This is a genomic window from Mesorhizobium sp. U510 (assembly GCF_059180695.1).
Genome location: NZ_CP180532.1, coordinates 5,739,873 through 5,756,366, shown reverse-complemented (window position 1 = coordinate 5,756,366; position 16,494 = coordinate 5,739,873). Strand labels below are relative to the sequence as shown.

15 protein-coding genes are annotated in these 16,494 nt (G+C 63.5%); 11 read left to right on the top strand and 4 right to left on the bottom strand.

Annotated features, from left to right (window positions below):
- Positions 1 to 262 precede the first annotated feature (262 nt).
- The 7 genes from ku (at position 263) to ACLGL5_RS29695 (ending at position 8,063) form a co-directional block, all read left to right on the top strand.
- The gene (ku, locus tag ACLGL5_RS29725; RefSeq protein WP_069092664.1) at positions 263 to 1,171 is read left to right on the top strand and encodes a non-homologous end joining protein Ku; all 909 of its coding nucleotides are present in this window, start codon (positions 263 to 265) and stop codon (positions 1,169 to 1,171) included.
- A complete protein-coding gene (locus ACLGL5_RS29720) occupies positions 1,168 to 2,292 on the top strand; it encodes a tetratricopeptide repeat protein (protein WP_019859519.1) in 1,125 nt (374 codons plus the stop codon). The genes ku and ACLGL5_RS29720 overlap by 4 nt, the downstream gene beginning before the upstream one ends.
- A 215-nt stretch (positions 2,293 to 2,507) precedes the next feature.
- Positions 2,508 to 3,152 carry an alpha/beta hydrolase family protein gene (locus tag ACLGL5_RS29715; protein WP_069092663.1) on the top strand — a complete coding sequence of 215 codons (645 nt, stop codon included), beginning with the start codon at positions 2,508 to 2,510 and terminating at the stop codon, positions 3,150 to 3,152.
- Positions 3,153 to 3,159: 7 nt separating this feature from the next.
- Positions 3,160 to 3,930: an exodeoxyribonuclease III gene (locus ACLGL5_RS29710; RefSeq protein WP_069092662.1), complete on the top strand. Its 771-nt coding sequence runs from the start codon at positions 3,160 to 3,162 to the stop codon at positions 3,928 to 3,930.
- A 344-nt stretch (positions 3,931 to 4,274) separates the two neighbouring features.
- Positions 4,275 to 5,870: a transcriptional regulator gene (locus ACLGL5_RS29705; RefSeq protein ID WP_069092661.1), complete on the top strand. Its 1,596-nt coding sequence runs from the start codon at positions 4,275 to 4,277 to the stop codon at positions 5,868 to 5,870.
- Between the two features lie 90 nt (positions 5,871 to 5,960).
- Positions 5,961 to 6,494 carry an isochorismatase family protein gene (locus ACLGL5_RS29700; protein ID WP_240564473.1) on the top strand — a complete coding sequence of 178 codons (534 nt, stop codon included), beginning with the start codon at positions 5,961 to 5,963 and terminating at the stop codon, positions 6,492 to 6,494.
- Between the two features lie 324 nt (positions 6,495 to 6,818).
- On the top strand, positions 6,819 to 8,063 hold the full coding sequence (locus tag ACLGL5_RS29695) for an amidohydrolase family protein (protein WP_141700959.1): 1,245 nt from the start codon (positions 6,819 to 6,821) through the stop codon (positions 8,061 to 8,063).
- A gap of 43 nt (positions 8,064 to 8,106) precedes the next feature.
- Here the strand turns inward: ACLGL5_RS29695 and ACLGL5_RS29690 are convergent, their stop codons facing one another.
- Together ACLGL5_RS29690 and ACLGL5_RS29685 are read right to left on the bottom strand one after the other, a co-directional pair.
- The gene (locus ACLGL5_RS29690; protein WP_069092659.1) at positions 8,107 to 9,294 is read right to left on the bottom strand and encodes a hypothetical protein; all 1,188 of its coding nucleotides are present in this window, start codon (positions 9,292 to 9,294) and stop codon (positions 8,107 to 8,109) included.
- Positions 9,295 to 10,218: 924 nt separating this feature from the next.
- On the bottom strand, positions 10,219 to 10,959 hold the full coding sequence (locus ACLGL5_RS29685; RefSeq protein WP_019859510.1) for a sulfotransferase family protein: 741 nt from the start codon (positions 10,957 to 10,959) through the stop codon (positions 10,219 to 10,221).
- Between the two features lie 243 nt (positions 10,960 to 11,202).
- Here ACLGL5_RS29685 and ACLGL5_RS29680 point away from each other — a divergent pair, with 243 nt between their 5' ends.
- Both ACLGL5_RS29680 and ACLGL5_RS29675 read left to right on the top strand, forming a co-directional pair.
- Positions 11,203 to 11,418, top strand: a complete 216-nt coding sequence (locus ACLGL5_RS29680; RefSeq protein ID WP_317452359.1) for an exopolysaccharide production repressor protein — start codon at positions 11,203 to 11,205, stop codon at positions 11,416 to 11,418.
- A 701-nt stretch (positions 11,419 to 12,119) separates the two neighbouring features.
- Positions 12,120 to 12,419 carry a DUF1236 domain-containing protein gene (locus ACLGL5_RS29675; RefSeq protein WP_019859507.1) on the top strand — a complete coding sequence of 100 codons (300 nt, stop codon included), beginning with the start codon at positions 12,120 to 12,122 and terminating at the stop codon, positions 12,417 to 12,419.
- 103 nt (positions 12,420 to 12,522) lie between these two features.
- Here the strand turns inward: ACLGL5_RS29675 and yghU are convergent, their stop codons facing one another.
- Positions 12,523 to 13,389, bottom strand: coding sequence for a glutathione-dependent disulfide-bond oxidoreductase (gene yghU / locus ACLGL5_RS29670; protein WP_019859506.1), 867 nt, complete (start codon positions 13,387 to 13,389; stop codon positions 12,523 to 12,525).
- 354 nt (positions 13,390 to 13,743) lie between these two features.
- Here yghU and ACLGL5_RS29665 point away from each other — a divergent pair, with 354 nt between their 5' ends.
- Both ACLGL5_RS29665 and ACLGL5_RS29660 read left to right on the top strand, forming a co-directional pair.
- Entirely contained in the window at positions 13,744 to 14,649 is a 906-nt protein-coding gene (locus ACLGL5_RS29665) for a S1C family serine protease (protein WP_019859505.1), read from the top strand.
- 19 nt (positions 14,650 to 14,668) lie between these two features.
- Positions 14,669 to 15,658 carry a LysR family transcriptional regulator gene (locus ACLGL5_RS29660; RefSeq protein WP_069092657.1) on the top strand — a complete coding sequence of 330 codons (990 nt, stop codon included), beginning with the start codon at positions 14,669 to 14,671 and terminating at the stop codon, positions 15,656 to 15,658.
- Here ACLGL5_RS29660 and ACLGL5_RS29655 read toward each other — a convergent pair.
- Complete coding sequence (locus ACLGL5_RS29655) at positions 15,655 to 16,383, bottom strand: SDR family oxidoreductase (protein WP_064981988.1); 729 nt, start codon at positions 16,381 to 16,383, stop codon at positions 15,655 to 15,657. The two genes, ACLGL5_RS29660 and ACLGL5_RS29655, sit on opposite strands and share 4 nt — an antisense overlap.
- Positions 16,384 to 16,494 lie beyond the last annotated feature (111 nt).

Here is a 16,494-nt window from a genome sequence, read left to right as displayed (position 1 = left end):
TTCGCTCCTTGCTCCGCCCTAGGATGACGAAGAAATGGGGAGCTTGTCGTTGTCAACCTCTGTCTAGGCCAAGGAGTCCAAGTCCATCGACGCTTCATACAATTTGAATTATCCTCCGCCCGCGACCCTCCAGCGCCCTAAAACACTTCGTCAGGGATTTGCCAGTATCTTGCGGGGTCGGTGTAGGATTTGCGCAGCCTTGTTCGTCCTTCGGACGAAAAGCGCTGAGCAGTATCAGTGCATGGCCGCGTAGGAGTGTATCATGGCGCCCAGGGCAAGTTGGAAGGGTTATCTCAAGCTCAGCCTCGTCAGCTGTCCGGTCCGGCTCTATCCGGCGACGACGACCAGCGAGCGCATCTCGTTCAATCAGCTGCACAAGAAGACGCATAACCGCATCAACATGAAGCCGGTCGATCCCGAACTCGGGCTCGTCGAGCGCTCGGACCTGGTCAAGGGCTACGAGTACGAGGACAAGCAGTACATCATCATCGATGATGCCGACCTCGACGCGGTGCGTATCGAATCCAACCACACGATGAACATCGAGGCCTTCGTCGACGAGGGCGAGGTCGATGTCATCTACCAGGACGCGCCCTATTACCTGGCGCCGGACGGGGCGATGGCCGAGGAAACCTTCGCCGTGCTGCGCGAAGCCATGCGCAAATCCGGCAAGCTGGCGATCGCCCGGCTGGTGCTGTCCAGCCGCGAGCGGGTGGTGACGATCGGCGCGCGCGAGAACGGCATGTTCGTGTGCACGTTGAGGAACCCGAACGAAGTGCGTGGCACGGCTGAATATTTCGGCAACATCCCGGCCGGCACGCCCGACCCGGAAATGCTCGAACTGGCCGAAGCGCTGATCAAGCAGAAGGAAACCACCTTCGATCCGAAGGATTACGAGGACCGCTACGAGATCGCGCTGATGGCGATGATCCGCGAGAAGCTGAAGGGCCATAAGCCGATCATCGCGGCCGCCCCCGAGCGTGGCAATGTCATCAATCTGATGGATGCGCTGAAGGCCAGCCTGTCGCAGTCGAAGCCGCCGGCCAAGTCGAAGAGCAAGGCCGACGAAGTGGTGGCCAAACCCGCCGCCAAGAAGGCGGCAGCGGGCGGCGCGCCTGAGAATCCGCTGAAGGCCAGTCTGCTCAAGGCGGTCGGCAAGAGCAAGAAATGACGGCACCGGCCGTTTCGGTTCCGGGGGCCGTCTTCGGTACCATCGGCGCGCTGGCGGCATTTCCCTTGCGGCTCGCCGCGCGGGAGGTCGAGCGCCAGCACGGCCAGCTGAGGCGCGGCATCACCAGGCGCACGACGCATGTCGTGTTCGGCCGCGCGCTGCTCGCCAAGGCCGGATTGACGAAAAACGGCGATGTCGGGATCGAGCGCCGCGTCGCCGTCGAGCGCGCGGCCGGGCGCACGCTGATCAGCGAGAACGGTTTTTTGCGCCTGCTCGGCCTGATGAAGGCGCCGGAGGCGTCATCACTGTCGCGGCAATCGCTGATCGAGCAATCGCGACTGTTGGGCGCCGACCTCGACCTGCTGTCGCTGTTCGATGCGTTCGAGCATGATTGCGAACCCTATTCCTTCCGCGACCTGATCCTGGCGCGCAAATATGCCGGGCTGGTGGCCGGCGGCGCGACCTGGGGCGCGATTGCGCGCTCCGTGCACCGCTCCGGTCCGGTCGCCTCGCTCACCGCCAAATCGCTCAACGTCGGCTCGCAGCACGGCCGCCCCGACGCAATCTATCTCGAAGGCGGCCAGAGCGAGCTCGACGGGCAATTGCTGTTCGATCTGGGCGCAGCGGCACAAGGCGACGACACGCTGGAAGATTTGTTCGCCGAGGCCGAAGCGGCGGAGGAGGGCGGCGACCACGAAGGTGCTGCCGCACTTTACCAGCGCTGCCTCGCCATCGACCCCAGCGACGCCATCGCCGCCTTCAACCGCGCCAACTGCCTGCGCGCCGGCGGCCACGCGGCGGATGCCGCGCATGACTATGCCAGGGCGATAAAGCTCGATCCGGCCTTTGTCGAGGCCTGGTTCAACCTCGCCGGGCTGATGAGCGAGCAAGGCCGCGATGCTTCCGCGCGACGGCATTTGCAGAGGGCGATCGCGCTCGACAGGAGCTATGCCGATCCGGTGTTCAACCTGGCCAGGCTGGAATTCGACGCCGGCAATCTGCCCGAGGCGCGGCGGCTGTGGGTGCGGTATCTGGAGCTCGACGCGGAGTCCGAATGGGCCGGGGTGGCTGCTAAAGGCGTGCAGTTCGTGGATATGCAGCTGGCACGGACGGCGGGGTGAGGGGGATCAATGGTCGCGCTTGAACACCCCCTTCTGTCCTGCCGGACATCTCCCCCGCAAGGGGGGAGATTGCGCGCTCACCCGCTTTCGCCAATCTCCAGCGCTGCAAAGGTGGGCCGGGCGTGCGAGCTGCCGATCTCCCCCCTCGCGGGGGAGATGGCCGGCAGGCCAGAGGGGGGTGTGACGGAACGCGGCCTTTCCGGGAAGACCGCCCCATGACCAGCTTCCTCTTCGATGGCTTCGACACCGCTCCCGTCACCATCCTGCTCGCCCATGGCGCCGGCGCTTCGATGGATTCCCCCTCGATGACCGCCACCGCCAAGGCGCTGGCCGTCGCCGGCTTCCAGGTCGCGCGCTTCGAATTCCACTATATGGCTGCGCGCCGCTACGGCCAGCGCAAGCCGCCGCCGCGTGCCGAGACGGTCAACCCGGAATATATCAAGGCGATCGCTGATCTCAGGGCCAAGGGCGTGACCGGGAAGCTTATCATCGGCGGCAAGTCGATGGGCGGGCGCGTCGCTTCGATGGTCGCGGACGAGATGTTTGCCAAGGGCGAGATTTCAGGGCTGGTCTGTCTCGGATATCCCTTCCATCCGCCCGGAAAACCCGACCAGCTGCGCACCAAGCATTTGACCGGGCTGAAGACGCCGATGCTGATTTTTCAGGGCACGCGCGACGAGTTCGGCACGCGCGACGAGGTGGCGGGTTATGGGCTGTCCGATGCGATCGAGGTGATCTGGCTCGAGGATGGCGACCATGACCTCAAGCCGCGCAAGGGCATTTCGGGATTTTCGACGGCCGATCATCTGAAGACCATGGCGGAGACGGTGAAGGCTTGGGCAGGCCGGATCGCCTCCTGATCCAACCATGAAACTCGCCACCTTCAACATCAACAACATCAACAACCGGCTGGAAAACCTGCTGGCATGGCTGGCGGTGGCGAAGCCCGATGTCGTCTGCCTGCAGGAACTCAAGGCGCGCGACATGCAGTTTCCGCGCACGGCGCTGGCCGAGGCCGGTTATGGCGCGGTGTGGAAGGGTGAGCCGACATGGAACGGCGTCGCCATCCTGGCGCGTGGCGCCGAGCCGGTGCTGACCCGCGATGCCTTGCCCGGCGACGATGCCGACCGGCAGAGCCGCTATATCGAGGCGGCGGTCGACGGCATCGTCATTGCCTGCCTCTATGCGCCGAACGGCAATCCGCAGCCGGGGCCGAAATTCCAGTACAAGCTTGCCTGGCACAAGCGGCTGGAGGCGCATGCGGCGCAACTCCTCGACACCGGCCTGCCGGTCGTGCTGGCCGGCGATTACAACATCGTGCCGGAGCCGCGCGACATCTATGCCACGCGCTCCTATGACGACAACGCGCTGGTGCAGCCGGAAAGCCGCGCCGCATTCGCCGCCCTCGTCGAGCAGGGCTGGGTCGACGCGTTGCGGAAGGTCTATCCGAAGGAGACGCTCTACACCTTCTGGGATTACCGCAGGAACCGCTGGCCGCGCGATGCGGGCTTAAGGCTGGACCACATCTTGCTGTCGAAGACGCTCGCCCGCCGACTGAAGGGGGCGGGTATCGACCGCGACGTGCGCGGCGAGGATGGCGCCAGCGATCATGCGCCGGTCTGGGTGGAGTTGAAGTAGCTCGCCTTGGTCATCTCCCGGCAAGCGGCGACGCCCCGGAGTATTCGCGCTTCAGCAGGCTCGTGATTTGGGCGTCGACAGGCTCGTTACCGTCCTGCCAGTCAGCACCGGTTTGGTCGCCTGTGTCATGGACGCTCCCTTGATTGGCCCAGCCTTGTTTCGAACGAAGCACGGAATGTCCAGCCATTTCCGTGCGTTCGCGCCCACGCGGCATTCGCTCCGGCGGCCACTCGACTCCGACGCGGCCTTGCGTAAGATCGGTCGCGGCGAGGGAATTCGATGCGACCACAGCCTGCGAATATCGAGGCCGATGCCGTCATCGGCGGCATCATGAGCCTTGCGCCATGACCAGGGGTGCCGACAGGTTAATGGCGGTGCTGCTGATGGCGCTGGCCGCGGCTTGCCTTGTCCATCTCTATCTCTTGCCGGGGGGCAAGAGTTTCGGCCTGACGGCCATGCATGAGCCTTGGGCGACGCAGCTGGTGGCCTTCTCGCTGCTGGCGTTCGCCTGCCTCGTCGGCGCGGTGCTGTTCTGGGCCGGGCTATTGCCGGGGCGGCCGACGCATCTGGCCGGGACACCGCTGTTCGGCCGCGCGGCCGAGGCGCAGGAGACCGGCAGGCCCGGCCTGCGCAAGATCTTTTTCGCGTTGCCGTTGATCGTGCTCGCAGCACTGGCCGTCGACCGGTTCGGCCCGTGGGGCGGCGGCGAGGTGGCCAGCCTGCCGAACGAACCGCCGAATGAACCGAAGACGGCCGAACCCAAGCCCAGTGAACCCAAGCCCAGTGAACCCAAGCCCGATGAACCCAAACTTGCCGAACCCAAACCCGCCGAGCCGAAGGGCCAGGATGTCGCCAGCGCACCACCGGCACCTGAGCCTGCCCCTGCGCCAGCCCCGCAACCAGCTCCGCCACCGATAGCCGCCAACCCGCCGCCGGCATCCGCGCCGCAGGCGCCGGCCGCTCCGCCGGAGGTCGCGGTCGTTCCGCCGCCCACCGTGGCGCCGTTGCCGCCACCACCGCCGGCGGCGCCGACGCAGCCGGACGGCCATCGCGACGCGGTCGTCTGGCTTGCGGTCGCGCCGGACGGCCGATCGATCATGAGCGCCAGCACGGATCGTGTGATCAAGTTGTGGGACATTGGCGGCAAGCAGCTGATCCGCAATCTCGGCGTCCACAAGGACATGGCGCGCACCGCGCTCTATATGCCCGACGGCGTCAGCGCGCTGACGGGCGGCGACGATGGCGAGATCGTGCTGCGCAAACTTGCCGACGGCACTGTGCTGCATGTCTTCCAGGCCGGCCAGAATGGCGGCGTCAACAAGCTGGCGATCAGCCCGGACGGCAAGCGTGCCGTCAGCGGGCATGACACCGGCAATGTCATCGTCTGGGATCTCGTCAACAATTCCGTGCTGCATGTGCTGACCGGACACGACTGGTCGATCAGCGCGGTCGCCGTCTCGCCCGACGGCAAGCAGGCGCTCAGCGGCAGCATCGACGGCACGCTGAAACTCTGGGACATCGAGAGCGGCAAGCAATTGCGCAGCTGGCACGGCCACGAGCAAGGCACCTATGGCGCGGTGTTCACCGCCGACGGGCACCATCTGATCACCGGCAGCGGCGACCTGACGATCAAGGTCTGGGATCTCGACAACGGCCGCGAGGTGAAGCGCTTCGAAGGCCATGAAGGCACGGTCTACACGCTGGCGCTGTCGGCCGACGGCAAGCGCCTGCTGTCGGGCTCGCTCGACGGCACGGCACGGCTGTGGGACATGGAGACCGGCAACCAGATCGCCCTGTTCGACAGCCAGACCGGGCCGATCTACGCCGTGGCCTTCGCCCCCGACGGCACGGTGCTGACCGGCGGCTACGACCGAACCATCAGGGATTGGCCAGCGGCTGGAGGGGATGGTGTGGTGCTGTTTGCCGGCGCCCCGGGTTGAGGGTCTGGTGAGGCTGGTTCTTCTTGTTGGGCAAGTTCTTGATCGCCTTCCCCGCCATGCTATGTAAAAATCATGTCAGCACCCAGCCTCATGGCCAAAGCGCCACTCGTCGTGATCGATCTTCAGACCGGCATGTTCGACGGCCGGCACGAGCCGCCGATACACGACGCACCTGCCATTGCCGAGCGCGCCCGGGCGGTGATCGACTGGGCAAGGCGCGGTGGACGCAAGGTCGCTTTCGTCAGGCATGATGGACCCGAAGGCGATCCGCTGGCGCCGGGCGAACCGGGTTGGCCGGTGTGGCCAGCCCTTGGCCAGGCCGACGATGAGCCGACCTTCGCCAAATCCGTGCGCGATGCTTTCAGCAATCCGGCCTTTGGCGACTGGGTCGCCGGGCAGGGAGACGGGGGCGTCGTGATCCTCGGCGCACAGAGCGATTTTTGCGTCGCGGCAACCGTCAGGGGCGCGATCGCCAGGGGGCTCGGTGTCACCGTGGTTTCCGATGCCCACAGCACGCTGGACAGCGCCAGCGAGAGCGCTGAGCAGATCATCGCCCGGCACAATGACGAATTCGCCGAGGCCGGCGTCAATCTGGTGACGACGAAGGTGCTGGTTGGCGGCTGAAGCGGCAGTCATAACAGGCCGGCCCGCCGGACGGATCACAGTGCCAAGCCATGGCCGACGCGGGCGGGGGGGCGCATTGTTGGGATGGCTGGGCGCCCGCGTCAACCAGGGCGGCTCGTACCGCCGCGATAACACAATGGCACATTGCCGGGCCGCCGAAACTTCCGCGAAAGCGGAATAGGCAAGAGCCGCGGTGCGGATTCGCGCTCTGCCTCGCCGGAACATTCGCCAAGGGCAATTTCGTGAAACAGTTTTTCGCCGCCGCCGCATTGACCCGCGGCGGGCGGGCGGCGAGGACTGGCGCTTTCAGGAGAGATGGCGCCCATGAGCGAGCGGACGATTTTGAGCGAACAGACGATTTTCCGCAACGCGAAGCTGGCCGATGGGTCGCTGGCGGATTTCTTCGTCACCGGCGACCGCTTTAGCGCCATCGCGCCAGCCGGCAAGGCGCCGCCGGCTGATTTCGCCGCCGTTGCCCCCGGCACCGTCGACCCCGCCATCATCGACCTTGATGGCCAGCTTGTCGTGCCGGCCTTCGTCGAGGGCCACATCCATCTCGACACCTCGTTTTATGGCGATGCCTGGCGCCCGCACATTCCCTGCACCAACGGGTTCGACGTGCGCGAGCGTGTCGCCTTCCAGGCGCGAAACCTTGCCGGCGCCGCGCCGATGGCGGAGCGCGCGAAGAACCAGCTCGAGCTCTGCGTCGGCAATGGCAGCCTGGTCATGCGCAGCCATGTCATGGTCGACGCCTCGGTCGGGCTCAGCCATGTCGAAACCATCCTGGCCGTGCGCGAAAAATACCGCGACCTCATCGACATCCAGCTCGTTGCCTTCCCGCAAAGCGGCATCCTGTCCTCGCCCGGCACGGCGGAACTGCTCGACGAGGCGCTGAAGCTCGGCTGCGACCTTGTCGGCGGGCTCGACCCCGCCAGCTTCGACCGCGACGTGAACGGCCATCTCGATGTGGTGTTCACCCTGGCGCAGAAGCATGGCGCCGGCGTCGACATCCACCTGCATGATGGCGGCGCGCTCGGCCTGTTCCAGGTCGAGGAGATCGCCGCGCGGACAAAGGCGCTCGGCATGGCGGGCCATGTCGCCGTCAGCCATGCCTATGGCCTTGGCGACATCCCCGCCGACGCCGTGGCGAAGGCCGGCGCGATGCTGGCGGCCGCCGGCGTGGCGATCATGACCAACGCGCCCGGCAACCATGCCTTCCCGCCGGTGGCGGCCCTGCGGCAGGCTGGCGTCACCGTGTTCAGCGGTTCCGACAACATCCGCGATTCCTGGTGGCCCTACGGCGATGGCGACATGCTGAACCGGGCCAACATGATCGGCTATCGCTCCGGCTTCTACGAGGACCGCGAGCTCGAGGCGGCGTTCGATGTGGTGACCCGTGCCGGCGCCAGCGCGCTGGGGCTGGCGGACTATGGCATCGTTGTCGGCGCCAGCGCCGACTTCGTCGCCATGTCGGCGCAGCACGTGCCCGAGGCGGTGGTCGCGGTGCCAAAGGACCGCACGGTCTATCGCCGGGGCAGGGCGGTAGCGAAGGATGGCAAGATGGGGTGAGGGTGTTGGCCAGCCTCCCCCCGACAAGGGAAACAAGCGTTGATTACGGGGAGCCGCCGCCGACCTTGTTTCTCTTGCCAGAATTTATGTTCCACTTCGAAATCTTTGAGCCGTAGGCGTTCGACTGAATGTTCCATCCGCTTGAGCTTGCACCAAGAGAATTTGCGACCCTTAGATACTGGTAAACGTTTCCAGTTATGTTTCCAAAATTTGCCGCGCTGTCGACAATGACGCCAGAGCCACTGCTTTTACCGAATGGATTGAAGATGTTGTTCTCTGCAATTACGAATTGATCGCCACCTCCATTAATATGGACCCCGCTTCCGGATTTTGGTATCTCAATCGTATTGTGTGTTACATATAGGCCGACAATCGGGGAAAAAGTTGCAATAGTATCGCCCTTAACATCAAATGAACTATCAGAGATGTTGATCTGATCAACCTCCGATTCGGCCGCTGGAACGACTATTCCAGCTTCACCATTGAGGAAATTGCTCTGAGTCACAAAAAGTCCCTGAAACAATGTTCCCAGCGAAATACCATTCGCAGTATTAATGAAATTGCTCTTCGAGACCATCATGTTAAAAGCGTAGCAGTGACTGGTCGCATTGCCCGTAGCAAAAATTCCCTGCATGCTGGAGCCGTTCTCTCCAAAGAAGTCGACGCTATCAACATCAACAAACGATAGATTGTTAAGGGTTAACCCTCGACCCCAGTGATTTCTAAAGGGAAAACTTCCCGTGCCTTCAATCGTCAGATTGCTGAAACGCGACGATTGTTTTGACCCTCCGCAATCAGAGCTGGTGACGGCGATCGCATCATGATCGTTCGCCGTCGCCGATAGAACAGCCATATTGTCCATTTGGATGGCTTCCTCGTTCGACAACGTGAAATTGAATCCTGCCGTCGTTCCAGCGAAGACAATCTTGGTCACGTTGGGGCCAGCGCCATGGACCGCAATGCTCGAACCCACGCCAGGTTTCGCCGTGGCCGGACCGCTGAATCTGTAGGTCCCAAGCCCGAACGATATGCAGATCGGCCGATTGCCAAAATGGCTGATGGCGGAATTCCAAGCCGCAAGATTGTCGGTCGAGCCGTTGCCGTTGCCACCGTATGCCTCAATCGCGACGCAGCCTGATATCACGTCGTCTAGCTTCGGGGGGACGGGCTGTGCAAAAGCCAACGATTGGAGCGACAACCAGGCGACCATCAATGAAAGGCAGCGAAACATGGAAACCTTTCTCCCTATATCGGGACATAGTTCGGTGCTGCCGATGGGCATGCTAATTGTGGCTTGACGGTGGAGGAGTCAGTTACATTTCAGTAAGATTCCCCCTATGAGGCCGTCATTTCGGAGGGCGGCCGCGCGGCATGCAAGCTGGATCAGTTTGCCGCACTGCGATCGGTAGCCTGAAACGATCGGGCGGGTGGGGAAGACAGCACGCGTTGATCCGACGGCTCATCCTTGAGGTAGAGCAAGCCGCCCAGGACGAGGAATACAATTCCCACCGCCACAAGTCCGACCATCAACACGGCGACCGCTGTAGCCGGGCCGTGGCCTGTTCTGGTGATGATGGACCGATGGTGCATCGCTCTTCCTCGAAATTGGATCCGGTCCGCAAACTTGGCGGTTAACGATGGCAAAGGCGGGATGTTCCCGATTACGGGCCGTATCGGTCTTTTGCGTTTCCTTTTGGGGCCAAGGTCTTAGGTGACTGAAGCAAAGGTCCGACGGGTCCTGTTCGGTTCCGGCAATGTCCATTGGATGTTCCGCTGTTTTAGCCAATTCATATATAATGCCTTTACCCTACCGGAGGCAAAAGCGGGCGTCGGACAGGGCAGAATATCGGCCGACCGCCATGTGACGATAGTGTGCTACCTTCCACATCTATCGGACAAAAGGCCTTCCTCCAGGCAGATCAAGTGGAACCTCGTTCAGCCGGGACGGCGAGGCAAACAGGCTCCTGCCGATGTTCAGGAATTCGAACTTGCAGACCTCGCGCCGGCTTTGGGGCGCTGCCATGTCGCGGTTGCGCACCGGCATGGTGAAGCCGAATTCGCCGCCTTGCCGTCCGCCGCGATCGATCCAGTACCGGGGCGGGGTTAGCCCTGAGGATTACGCCGACATTGCGAAGCGTGCGTTGTGTCCCTGAAGCTAGCCCAGCCACCACCACAGCGCCGCAAACACCACCAGCGCGGCCGCTACCGCCAGACCCAGCATGATGTAGGAGCCCTTGATGATGTCGCGGATGATCTTCTTGATTGTCTCGCGGTCGTTGAGGTTGGGGAAAGGCTCGTTGGGCAGCGCAACGCCGAGGAAATCGCAGAGCGGGCCCCAGCCTTCGGTCACTTTGTAGACCAGCAGCCTGTGCGGCGGCACCGCAGCCTTCACCTCGTCGATATAGGTGTTGTAGCGGGCAACCGCCTTGGCGCGGTCGTTCATCACGCCGTCCAGCGTGCGGCCCCATATCAGCTTGCGCGACATGTCGCCGAATTTCCAGCCGAAGGGGGTCAGCCATTCCAGGATCTTGAACTGCCAGACGTTCTCGGTGAAGTAGATTGTGTCGATCGTGCTTTCGTACCACGCCTCGGCGCCGCGCGGATGCAGGGTCAAAAGCACCTTAGCGTCGGGGTAGGCGGCCAGCAATTCTTTCCACACGCAGCAGCCGGGATTGTCGACTGTCGCCGTATAGTTGGCGAAGACGCGGTTCCAGTCGTGCTGGCTGCCGGGTGGGCTGTTGGCCACCTTGCGCCAGAAATCGAGGTGGCCCTTGTTGGCCTTGTTCATGATCACTTCCTGCATGTGATAGCAGGGCAAGCCGAGCCTGTTCAGCGCGGCAAAAGTCGACCACGTGCCGGTGCGGCCGAAACCGGCTCCAATCAGTTCGAGCGTCATTTCCCCATCCCCCGGACTTATTTTCTGCGCTACCCGCAGTCCTTGAGCATCAAATTGCTCCCGACCAGGTCAACGCGCAACAAATTTCGAGGGTAGGCTAAGGTCGGACGATCACATAGTTGCGTAGTTGCTAAAATAATGGAACTTTGTCCGCGGGCATTGGGAATTCGGGCAGGGAGTCGTGTGAAACCGGGTGGTTTCGGCGATGTGGGATCGATGTATTTTGGGCAGTTTCTCGTGGGGATGTCAGCCACGACCATTGTCGTCGCGGGCTGGGCTTACATGGCCACCGGGTCGTTCTGGAAGGCGCTGGGCTGGACGATAGCCGTGTTGGTCCTCCTCCAGGTCGGCTATTTCGTGCTCGTCATGCGGCTGATCTACAGGCGCGCCCGCAAGGCGGCAGATCAGGGCGAGGTCGACGCCGTTCCGCCGCTGCATCGCGACGGTGTCTCGCTGTGAGGCCAGACGCTTGTGAAGCCGGACAGTTGTGAGGCCGGATACTGGGGATAGCAGTGGATGACCCGCTACCAGCCCATCCATTCGCGCGTGCGCCAGGCAAGGCCGACAAAAGGAGCCATCAGCGCTATAACGACAAGCATCAGCGTGAAGGGATGCTTGGTCACGGAGGGACGGGGAGCCATGGCGCGATCATCCTTGCTGGAGATTAATGCGTCGAACAACGTCATGACGGTCACATGGTTGCATCTGAATGGGCCACGTTATCCGCGCTGGAACCGGATGCGGGCGCTGGCGTTTTCCCGATGTGACCGGTGAGGCTGCCACCTCCGCCGGCACGGTTTGAGGCTCGCCTTGCTCCCGGCCGGGCGAGCCTTTTTCATGTCTTCGACAACAGTATCTGGAACGACATCGGGCGCTCTACGTTAGCTGTCGCTAAGGCAATAAGCGGATCGCATTCTTTCGAAAGGGCACCTCGGATGCATCTTCCGAGGAAAGTGTATTTCACGACATATCCCTAAAAAATATAATAATCACGGATTTTTGAAGCCGTGATTATGTGTTTTCGCCTGTTTCCGAAAATAATAAAAATAGGCATTTGTTGGGCGTGCCGCATTTATTCCACAAATTGCGATGGAACCTCGTGGCAGTGGTCGAGTTTTCCTACAGGGCGGGAAGCCCGGGCAATTGATATGGAGGTTGTTATGAAACATTATCTTTCGAGTGTGGCAGCCGCGATCGTCCTCATGGGCGGCATCGGTGCGGCTGTGGCGGACACAATCGTCGTTCAGCCGGAGCAGGAGACGGTGGTTCGCGAATACGTCAAGAAGCAGCCGCTGGCGTCGGTCAATCTGTTGGGCCTCGAGCTCAAGCTCGGCTCGCCGGTGCCTGACAAGGTCGAACTGCGCGAAGTGCCCAATGTCAAGTATCGCGTTGCCGTGATCAACGACCAGACAGTTCTGGTCGACCCCGACACACGTCAGATCGTCGAGGTGCTGCACTGATCCATGGCTCGGCCATGACAGTGGGTGCGACACCAGCATAGCCTTGGGAAAAGCCCGCCACGGTTCGTGGCGGGCTTTCTTGTGAAGTTGGCTTTGCGGCCGCCTATTCGGCGGCCAGCTTGTCCTGCGTGTTGGTGTCGAAATCGCCGGCGTCGTGGCGCTCATGCAGCTGCATAGCCGGTTCGCCGAAGGCGCGGTTGACCATGCGGCCGCGCTTGACAGCCGGGCGAGCGTCGATGGCCTTCGCCCAGCGCTGGACGTGCTTGTATTCCTGCACGGACAGGAACTCGCCGGAATCATTGTACATGCGCCCGAGCGCCAGCCCGCCATACCACGGCCACACCGCCATGTCGGCGATCGTGTAATCCTTGCCGCCGAGATATTCCGTTTCGGCCAGCCGGCGGTCGAGCACATCGAGCTGCCGCTTGGTTTCCATGGCGAAGCGGTCGATGGCGTATTCGAATTTCTGCGGCGCGTAGGCATAGAAATGGCCGAAGCCGCCGCCCAGATACGGCGCCGAACCCATCTGCCAGAACAGCCAGGACAGGACTTCCGCGCGCGCCGGCTGCTCGGTGGGCAGGAATTCGCCGAACTTTTCGGCGAGATAGACCAGGATCGAGCCGGATTCGAAGACGCGCACCGGCGTGGCGCCGCTGCGGTCCATCAGGGCAGGGATCTTGGAGTTGGGGTTGATCTCGACGAAGCCGCTGCCGAACTGGTCCCCATCGTTGATCCTGATGAGCCAGGCGTCGTATTCGGCGCCCTTGTGGCCGCGCGCCAGAAGCTCCTCCAGCATCACGGTGACCTTGACGCCATTCGGCGTCGCCAGTGAATAGAGCTGCAGCGGATGCTTGCCGACGGGCAATTCCTTGTCATGCGTCGGCCCGGCGATCGGCCGGTTGATGCTGGCAAAGGCGCCGCCATTTGCCTTGTTCCAGGTCCATACTTTCGGCGGAGTGTAGTCTGTCATGTCGGGCCTCGTGGGGAAGGGAAGGACGGGAATGGGCGGATCGATCTACAGCTAGGGCTGCGGAGGCGAAAGTTCAACTTGCGTTGAACTATTGTTTATGTGGGAAAAGCGCTTCTTCCTTCTCCCCTTGTGGGAGAAGGTGGCCTCGCGAAGCGAGGTCGGATGACGGGTGTTCCAGGGAATGCCGACGCCTCACTCCGCTGGAACACCCTTCATCCGTCTCGGCGCTACGCGCCGATCCACCTTCTCCCGCAAGGGGAGAAGGGAAGAACTATCGATGCGCACCTTGCACCATCCCCTCCGAGGCATACCTATAAGAGAAGCCGCCAAGCATTTGCATCGCAGGACAAAATCATGGCCATCAATCCCAATCCGCGTTCCGTCGTTGCCGTGCGCGCGACCGTTCCCGAAGATGCCTTCACGGCCGGCGCGCTGGGCACGCTCAGGGAAGGCAGCGGCGTCGTCATCCGCAATGACGGGCTGGTGCTGACCATCGGCTATCTCATCACCGAGGCCGAGGAGGTCTGGCTGACCGCGCATGATGGCCGTGTCATCCCGGCGCATGCGCTGGCCTATGATCAGGAATCCGGCTTCGGCCTGGTCCAGGCACTGGCGCCGACCGGTCTGCCGGCGGTGGCGCTGGGCGATGCCGGCAAGGCCAGGATCGGCGACGCGGTGGTGCTTGCCGATGGCATCGGCCGGGCGGTCGAGGCCAAGATCGTCACCAAGCAGGAATTCGCCGGCTATTGGGAGTATCTGCTCGACGAGGCGATCTTCATCGCGCCGGCGCATCCGTCCTGGGGCGGGGCGCCGCTGTTCGGCGCCGATGGCGCGCTGCTCGGCATCGGTTCGCTGCGCCTGCAGATGAGCCGCGCCGGCGAGGTCGCGGATATCAACATGGTGGTGCCGATCGACCTGTTGCCGCCGATCCTCGATGATCTGCTGACGCGCGGCCAGGTGGCCAAGCCGCCGCGTCCGTGGCTCGGCGCCCTGTCGGCCGAAAGCGACGGCAAGGTGGTGGTGATGAGCGTGACGGAGGGCGGCCCGGCGGCCAAGGCCGGACTGCGCCAGGGCGACGTTATCTCCGAGGTGCGCGACGGCGCGGTCGACGGTCTCGCCGATTTCTATCGCAAGCTGTGGGACAGCGGCTCGGCCGGCGCCGAGATCCCGATGCGCGTGGTGCGCGACGGCCGCGAAACCTGGCTGCGCGTCAAATCCGCCGACCGCGGCAGTTTCTTGAAGAAGCCGCAGCTGCAATAGGCCTGATGTCGGCCGGGCGATGCATCCCAGACTGCTCAAGACCTTTCTCGCTGTGGCGCGTAGCGGCAACATCACGCGCGCCGCCGAGGCGGTTCACCTCGCGCAATCGAGCGTCAGCGACCAGATCCAGTCTCTCGAGGCCGAACTGGGCGCTGCCCTGTTCACACGCTCGAAGTCCGGCTTGGAGCTGACGCCGGCGGGGCTGGCGCTGAAGCCCATCGCCGAAGAGCTGCTGCGGCTCGACGGCGAGGCGCGCGCGGCGGTGCTGGCGGCTGCCGGGCGCACTAGCGGGGCACTGACCATCGGTGCGCTGGAGACGATCGCCTCGGCCCGTCTGGCGCCCTGGCTGCCAGGGTTCCAGGCCGGCCATCCCGATATCACCGTGCGGATGAAGGTGGCCGACAGCGGCACGCTGCGACATTTGCTGGAGGACGGCGACATCGACGTCGCTTTCTGCTTCGAGCGTCAGGACGGTGCGAAGGGCGCGGCCGACGGACGCCTTGCCAGGCGCGCGATAGGGGCCGAACCCCTGGTTCTGGTCGCGGCTCCGGGACAAGGCACCGCGCCGCGCGACCTGGCAGACCTTGCCGCGCTGCGCTTCGTGGCGACGGAGCCCGGATGCGTCTACCGGCATATGTTCGACACCGCCTTTGCCGAGGCGGATATGGCGCCGCCCAAACCAGCGGCCGAAGTCGGCAGCATCGGCGCCATTGCCCGGCTGGTGGCGAGGGGTGCCGGGCTCGGCCTCATTCCCCGTCTCGCCGTCAGCGATGCGCTGGCGCGCGGCGAGCTCAGGGAATTGCCATGGCCCGGCCGAATGCAGGCGGCACCGCTGACGATGATCTGGCGACGCCGGCGCGTCCAGCCGCCGGCGCTCAGGCAATTGCTCGCCGCCGCGCGGGACACGCTGGCGCCGGAACGCCTCGAGACGGGTTCAGAACTTGAATCGGCTGATAGCTCCAAAGCACTGTTTCCAAACAACACCCTGGCGAAGACTGCCGCCAGCTAAACCAGCCGGTGCCCGCCTTCGACATGCAGCGTCGTGCCGGTGGTAAATCCGTTGCCGATGAGGAAGAAAATGGCGTCGGCGATGTCTTCGGGCTGGCCGACCCTGCCGACTGGCAGCCGCTCGGCCATCGCCGCCAGCATCTCGGCCTTGCGGTCGCCGGCGACCTGAGCCCAGATCGTGGTGTCGATCCAGCCGGGCGAAACGGCGTTGACGCGGATCGGCGCGAGTTCGACGGCAAGCGCCCGCACCAGCCCTTCGAGCGCGGCGTTGACGGCGGCGACGACCGAGCCGCGCGCGGCCGGCCGATACGCGGCGATGCCGGAGATGAAGGTCATAGAGCCGTTCGCGGCAAGCCGTGGCGCGCCGTGCTTGGCAAGCAGCAGCGGGCCGAAGAGCTTGCTGTCGACCATGCGTTGCGCCGCCTTCAGGTCAAGCTCCGGCAGCAGCCTGTAGGCGCCCTCGATGTCGGCCGCCGTGCTGACGATGTGGTCGAGCCCACCGATCTCGGCGAACAACGCCGCGACCTGGTCTTCCCGGGCGATGTCGACGACGGCTACCTCCAGGCCGGAGGGATTGCCAAACGCCTCGCGTGCCTGTCGCAGCCTTGCTTCGCTGCGCCCGGCGATGATGACTGTGGCACCAGCCTCGACGCAACGCCTGGCAAGCGCCAGGCCCATGCCGGAGCCGCCGCCGACGATCAGGATTTTCTGGTTTGAAAGGTTCATTTCGCTCTGCCTTTGCTTTGACGGGACAAGGGCAGGGAATTGGCAGGTCGGTGTGCCGAGAAGGAAACGGAAGAAACCGATAGCGCCATCGGAAATGCCGATGATGCCGCA

Bases quoted from the DNA above. Each gene is read 5' to 3' on its own strand.
- ACLGL5_RS29710 (WP_069092662.1), top strand. From the start codon at position 3,160: ATGAAACTCGCCACCTTCAACATCAACAACATCAACAACCGGCTGGAA.
- ACLGL5_RS29655 (WP_064981988.1), bottom strand. From the start codon at position 16,383: ATGAACCTTTCAAACCAGAAAATCCTGATCGTCGGCGGCGGCTCCGGC.
- ACLGL5_RS29690 (WP_069092659.1), bottom strand. From the start codon at position 9,294: ATGTTTCGCTGCCTTTCATTGATGGTCGCCTGGTTGTCGCTCCAATCG.
- ACLGL5_RS29715 (WP_069092663.1), top strand. From the start codon at position 2,508: ATGACCAGCTTCCTCTTCGATGGCTTCGACACCGCTCCCGTCACCATC.
- ku (WP_069092664.1), top strand. From the start codon at position 263: ATGGCGCCCAGGGCAAGTTGGAAGGGTTATCTCAAGCTCAGCCTCGTC.
- ACLGL5_RS29660 (WP_069092657.1), top strand. From the start codon at position 14,669: ATGCATCCCAGACTGCTCAAGACCTTTCTCGCTGTGGCGCGTAGCGGC.
- ACLGL5_RS29720 (WP_019859519.1), top strand. From the start codon at position 1,168: ATGACGGCACCGGCCGTTTCGGTTCCGGGGGCCGTCTTCGGTACCATC.
- yghU (WP_019859506.1), bottom strand. From the start codon at position 13,389: ATGACAGACTACACTCCGCCGAAAGTATGGACCTGGAACAAGGCAAAT.
- ACLGL5_RS29665 (WP_019859505.1), top strand. From the start codon at position 13,744: ATGGCCATCAATCCCAATCCGCGTTCCGTCGTTGCCGTGCGCGCGACC.
- ACLGL5_RS29680 (WP_317452359.1), top strand. From the start codon at position 11,203: ATGTCAGCCACGACCATTGTCGTCGCGGGCTGGGCTTACATGGCCACC.
- ACLGL5_RS29675 (WP_019859507.1), top strand. From the start codon at position 12,120: ATGAAACATTATCTTTCGAGTGTGGCAGCCGCGATCGTCCTCATGGGC.
- ACLGL5_RS29685 (WP_019859510.1), bottom strand. From the start codon at position 10,959: ATGACGCTCGAACTGATTGGAGCCGGTTTCGGCCGCACCGGCACGTGG.
- ACLGL5_RS29700 (WP_240564473.1), top strand. From the start codon at position 5,961: ATGGCCAAAGCGCCACTCGTCGTGATCGATCTTCAGACCGGCATGTTC.
- ACLGL5_RS29705 (WP_069092661.1), top strand. From the start codon at position 4,275: ATGACCAGGGGTGCCGACAGGTTAATGGCGGTGCTGCTGATGGCGCTG.
- ACLGL5_RS29695 (WP_141700959.1), top strand. From the start codon at position 6,819: ATGAGCGAGCGGACGATTTTGAGCGAACAGACGATTTTCCGCAACGCG.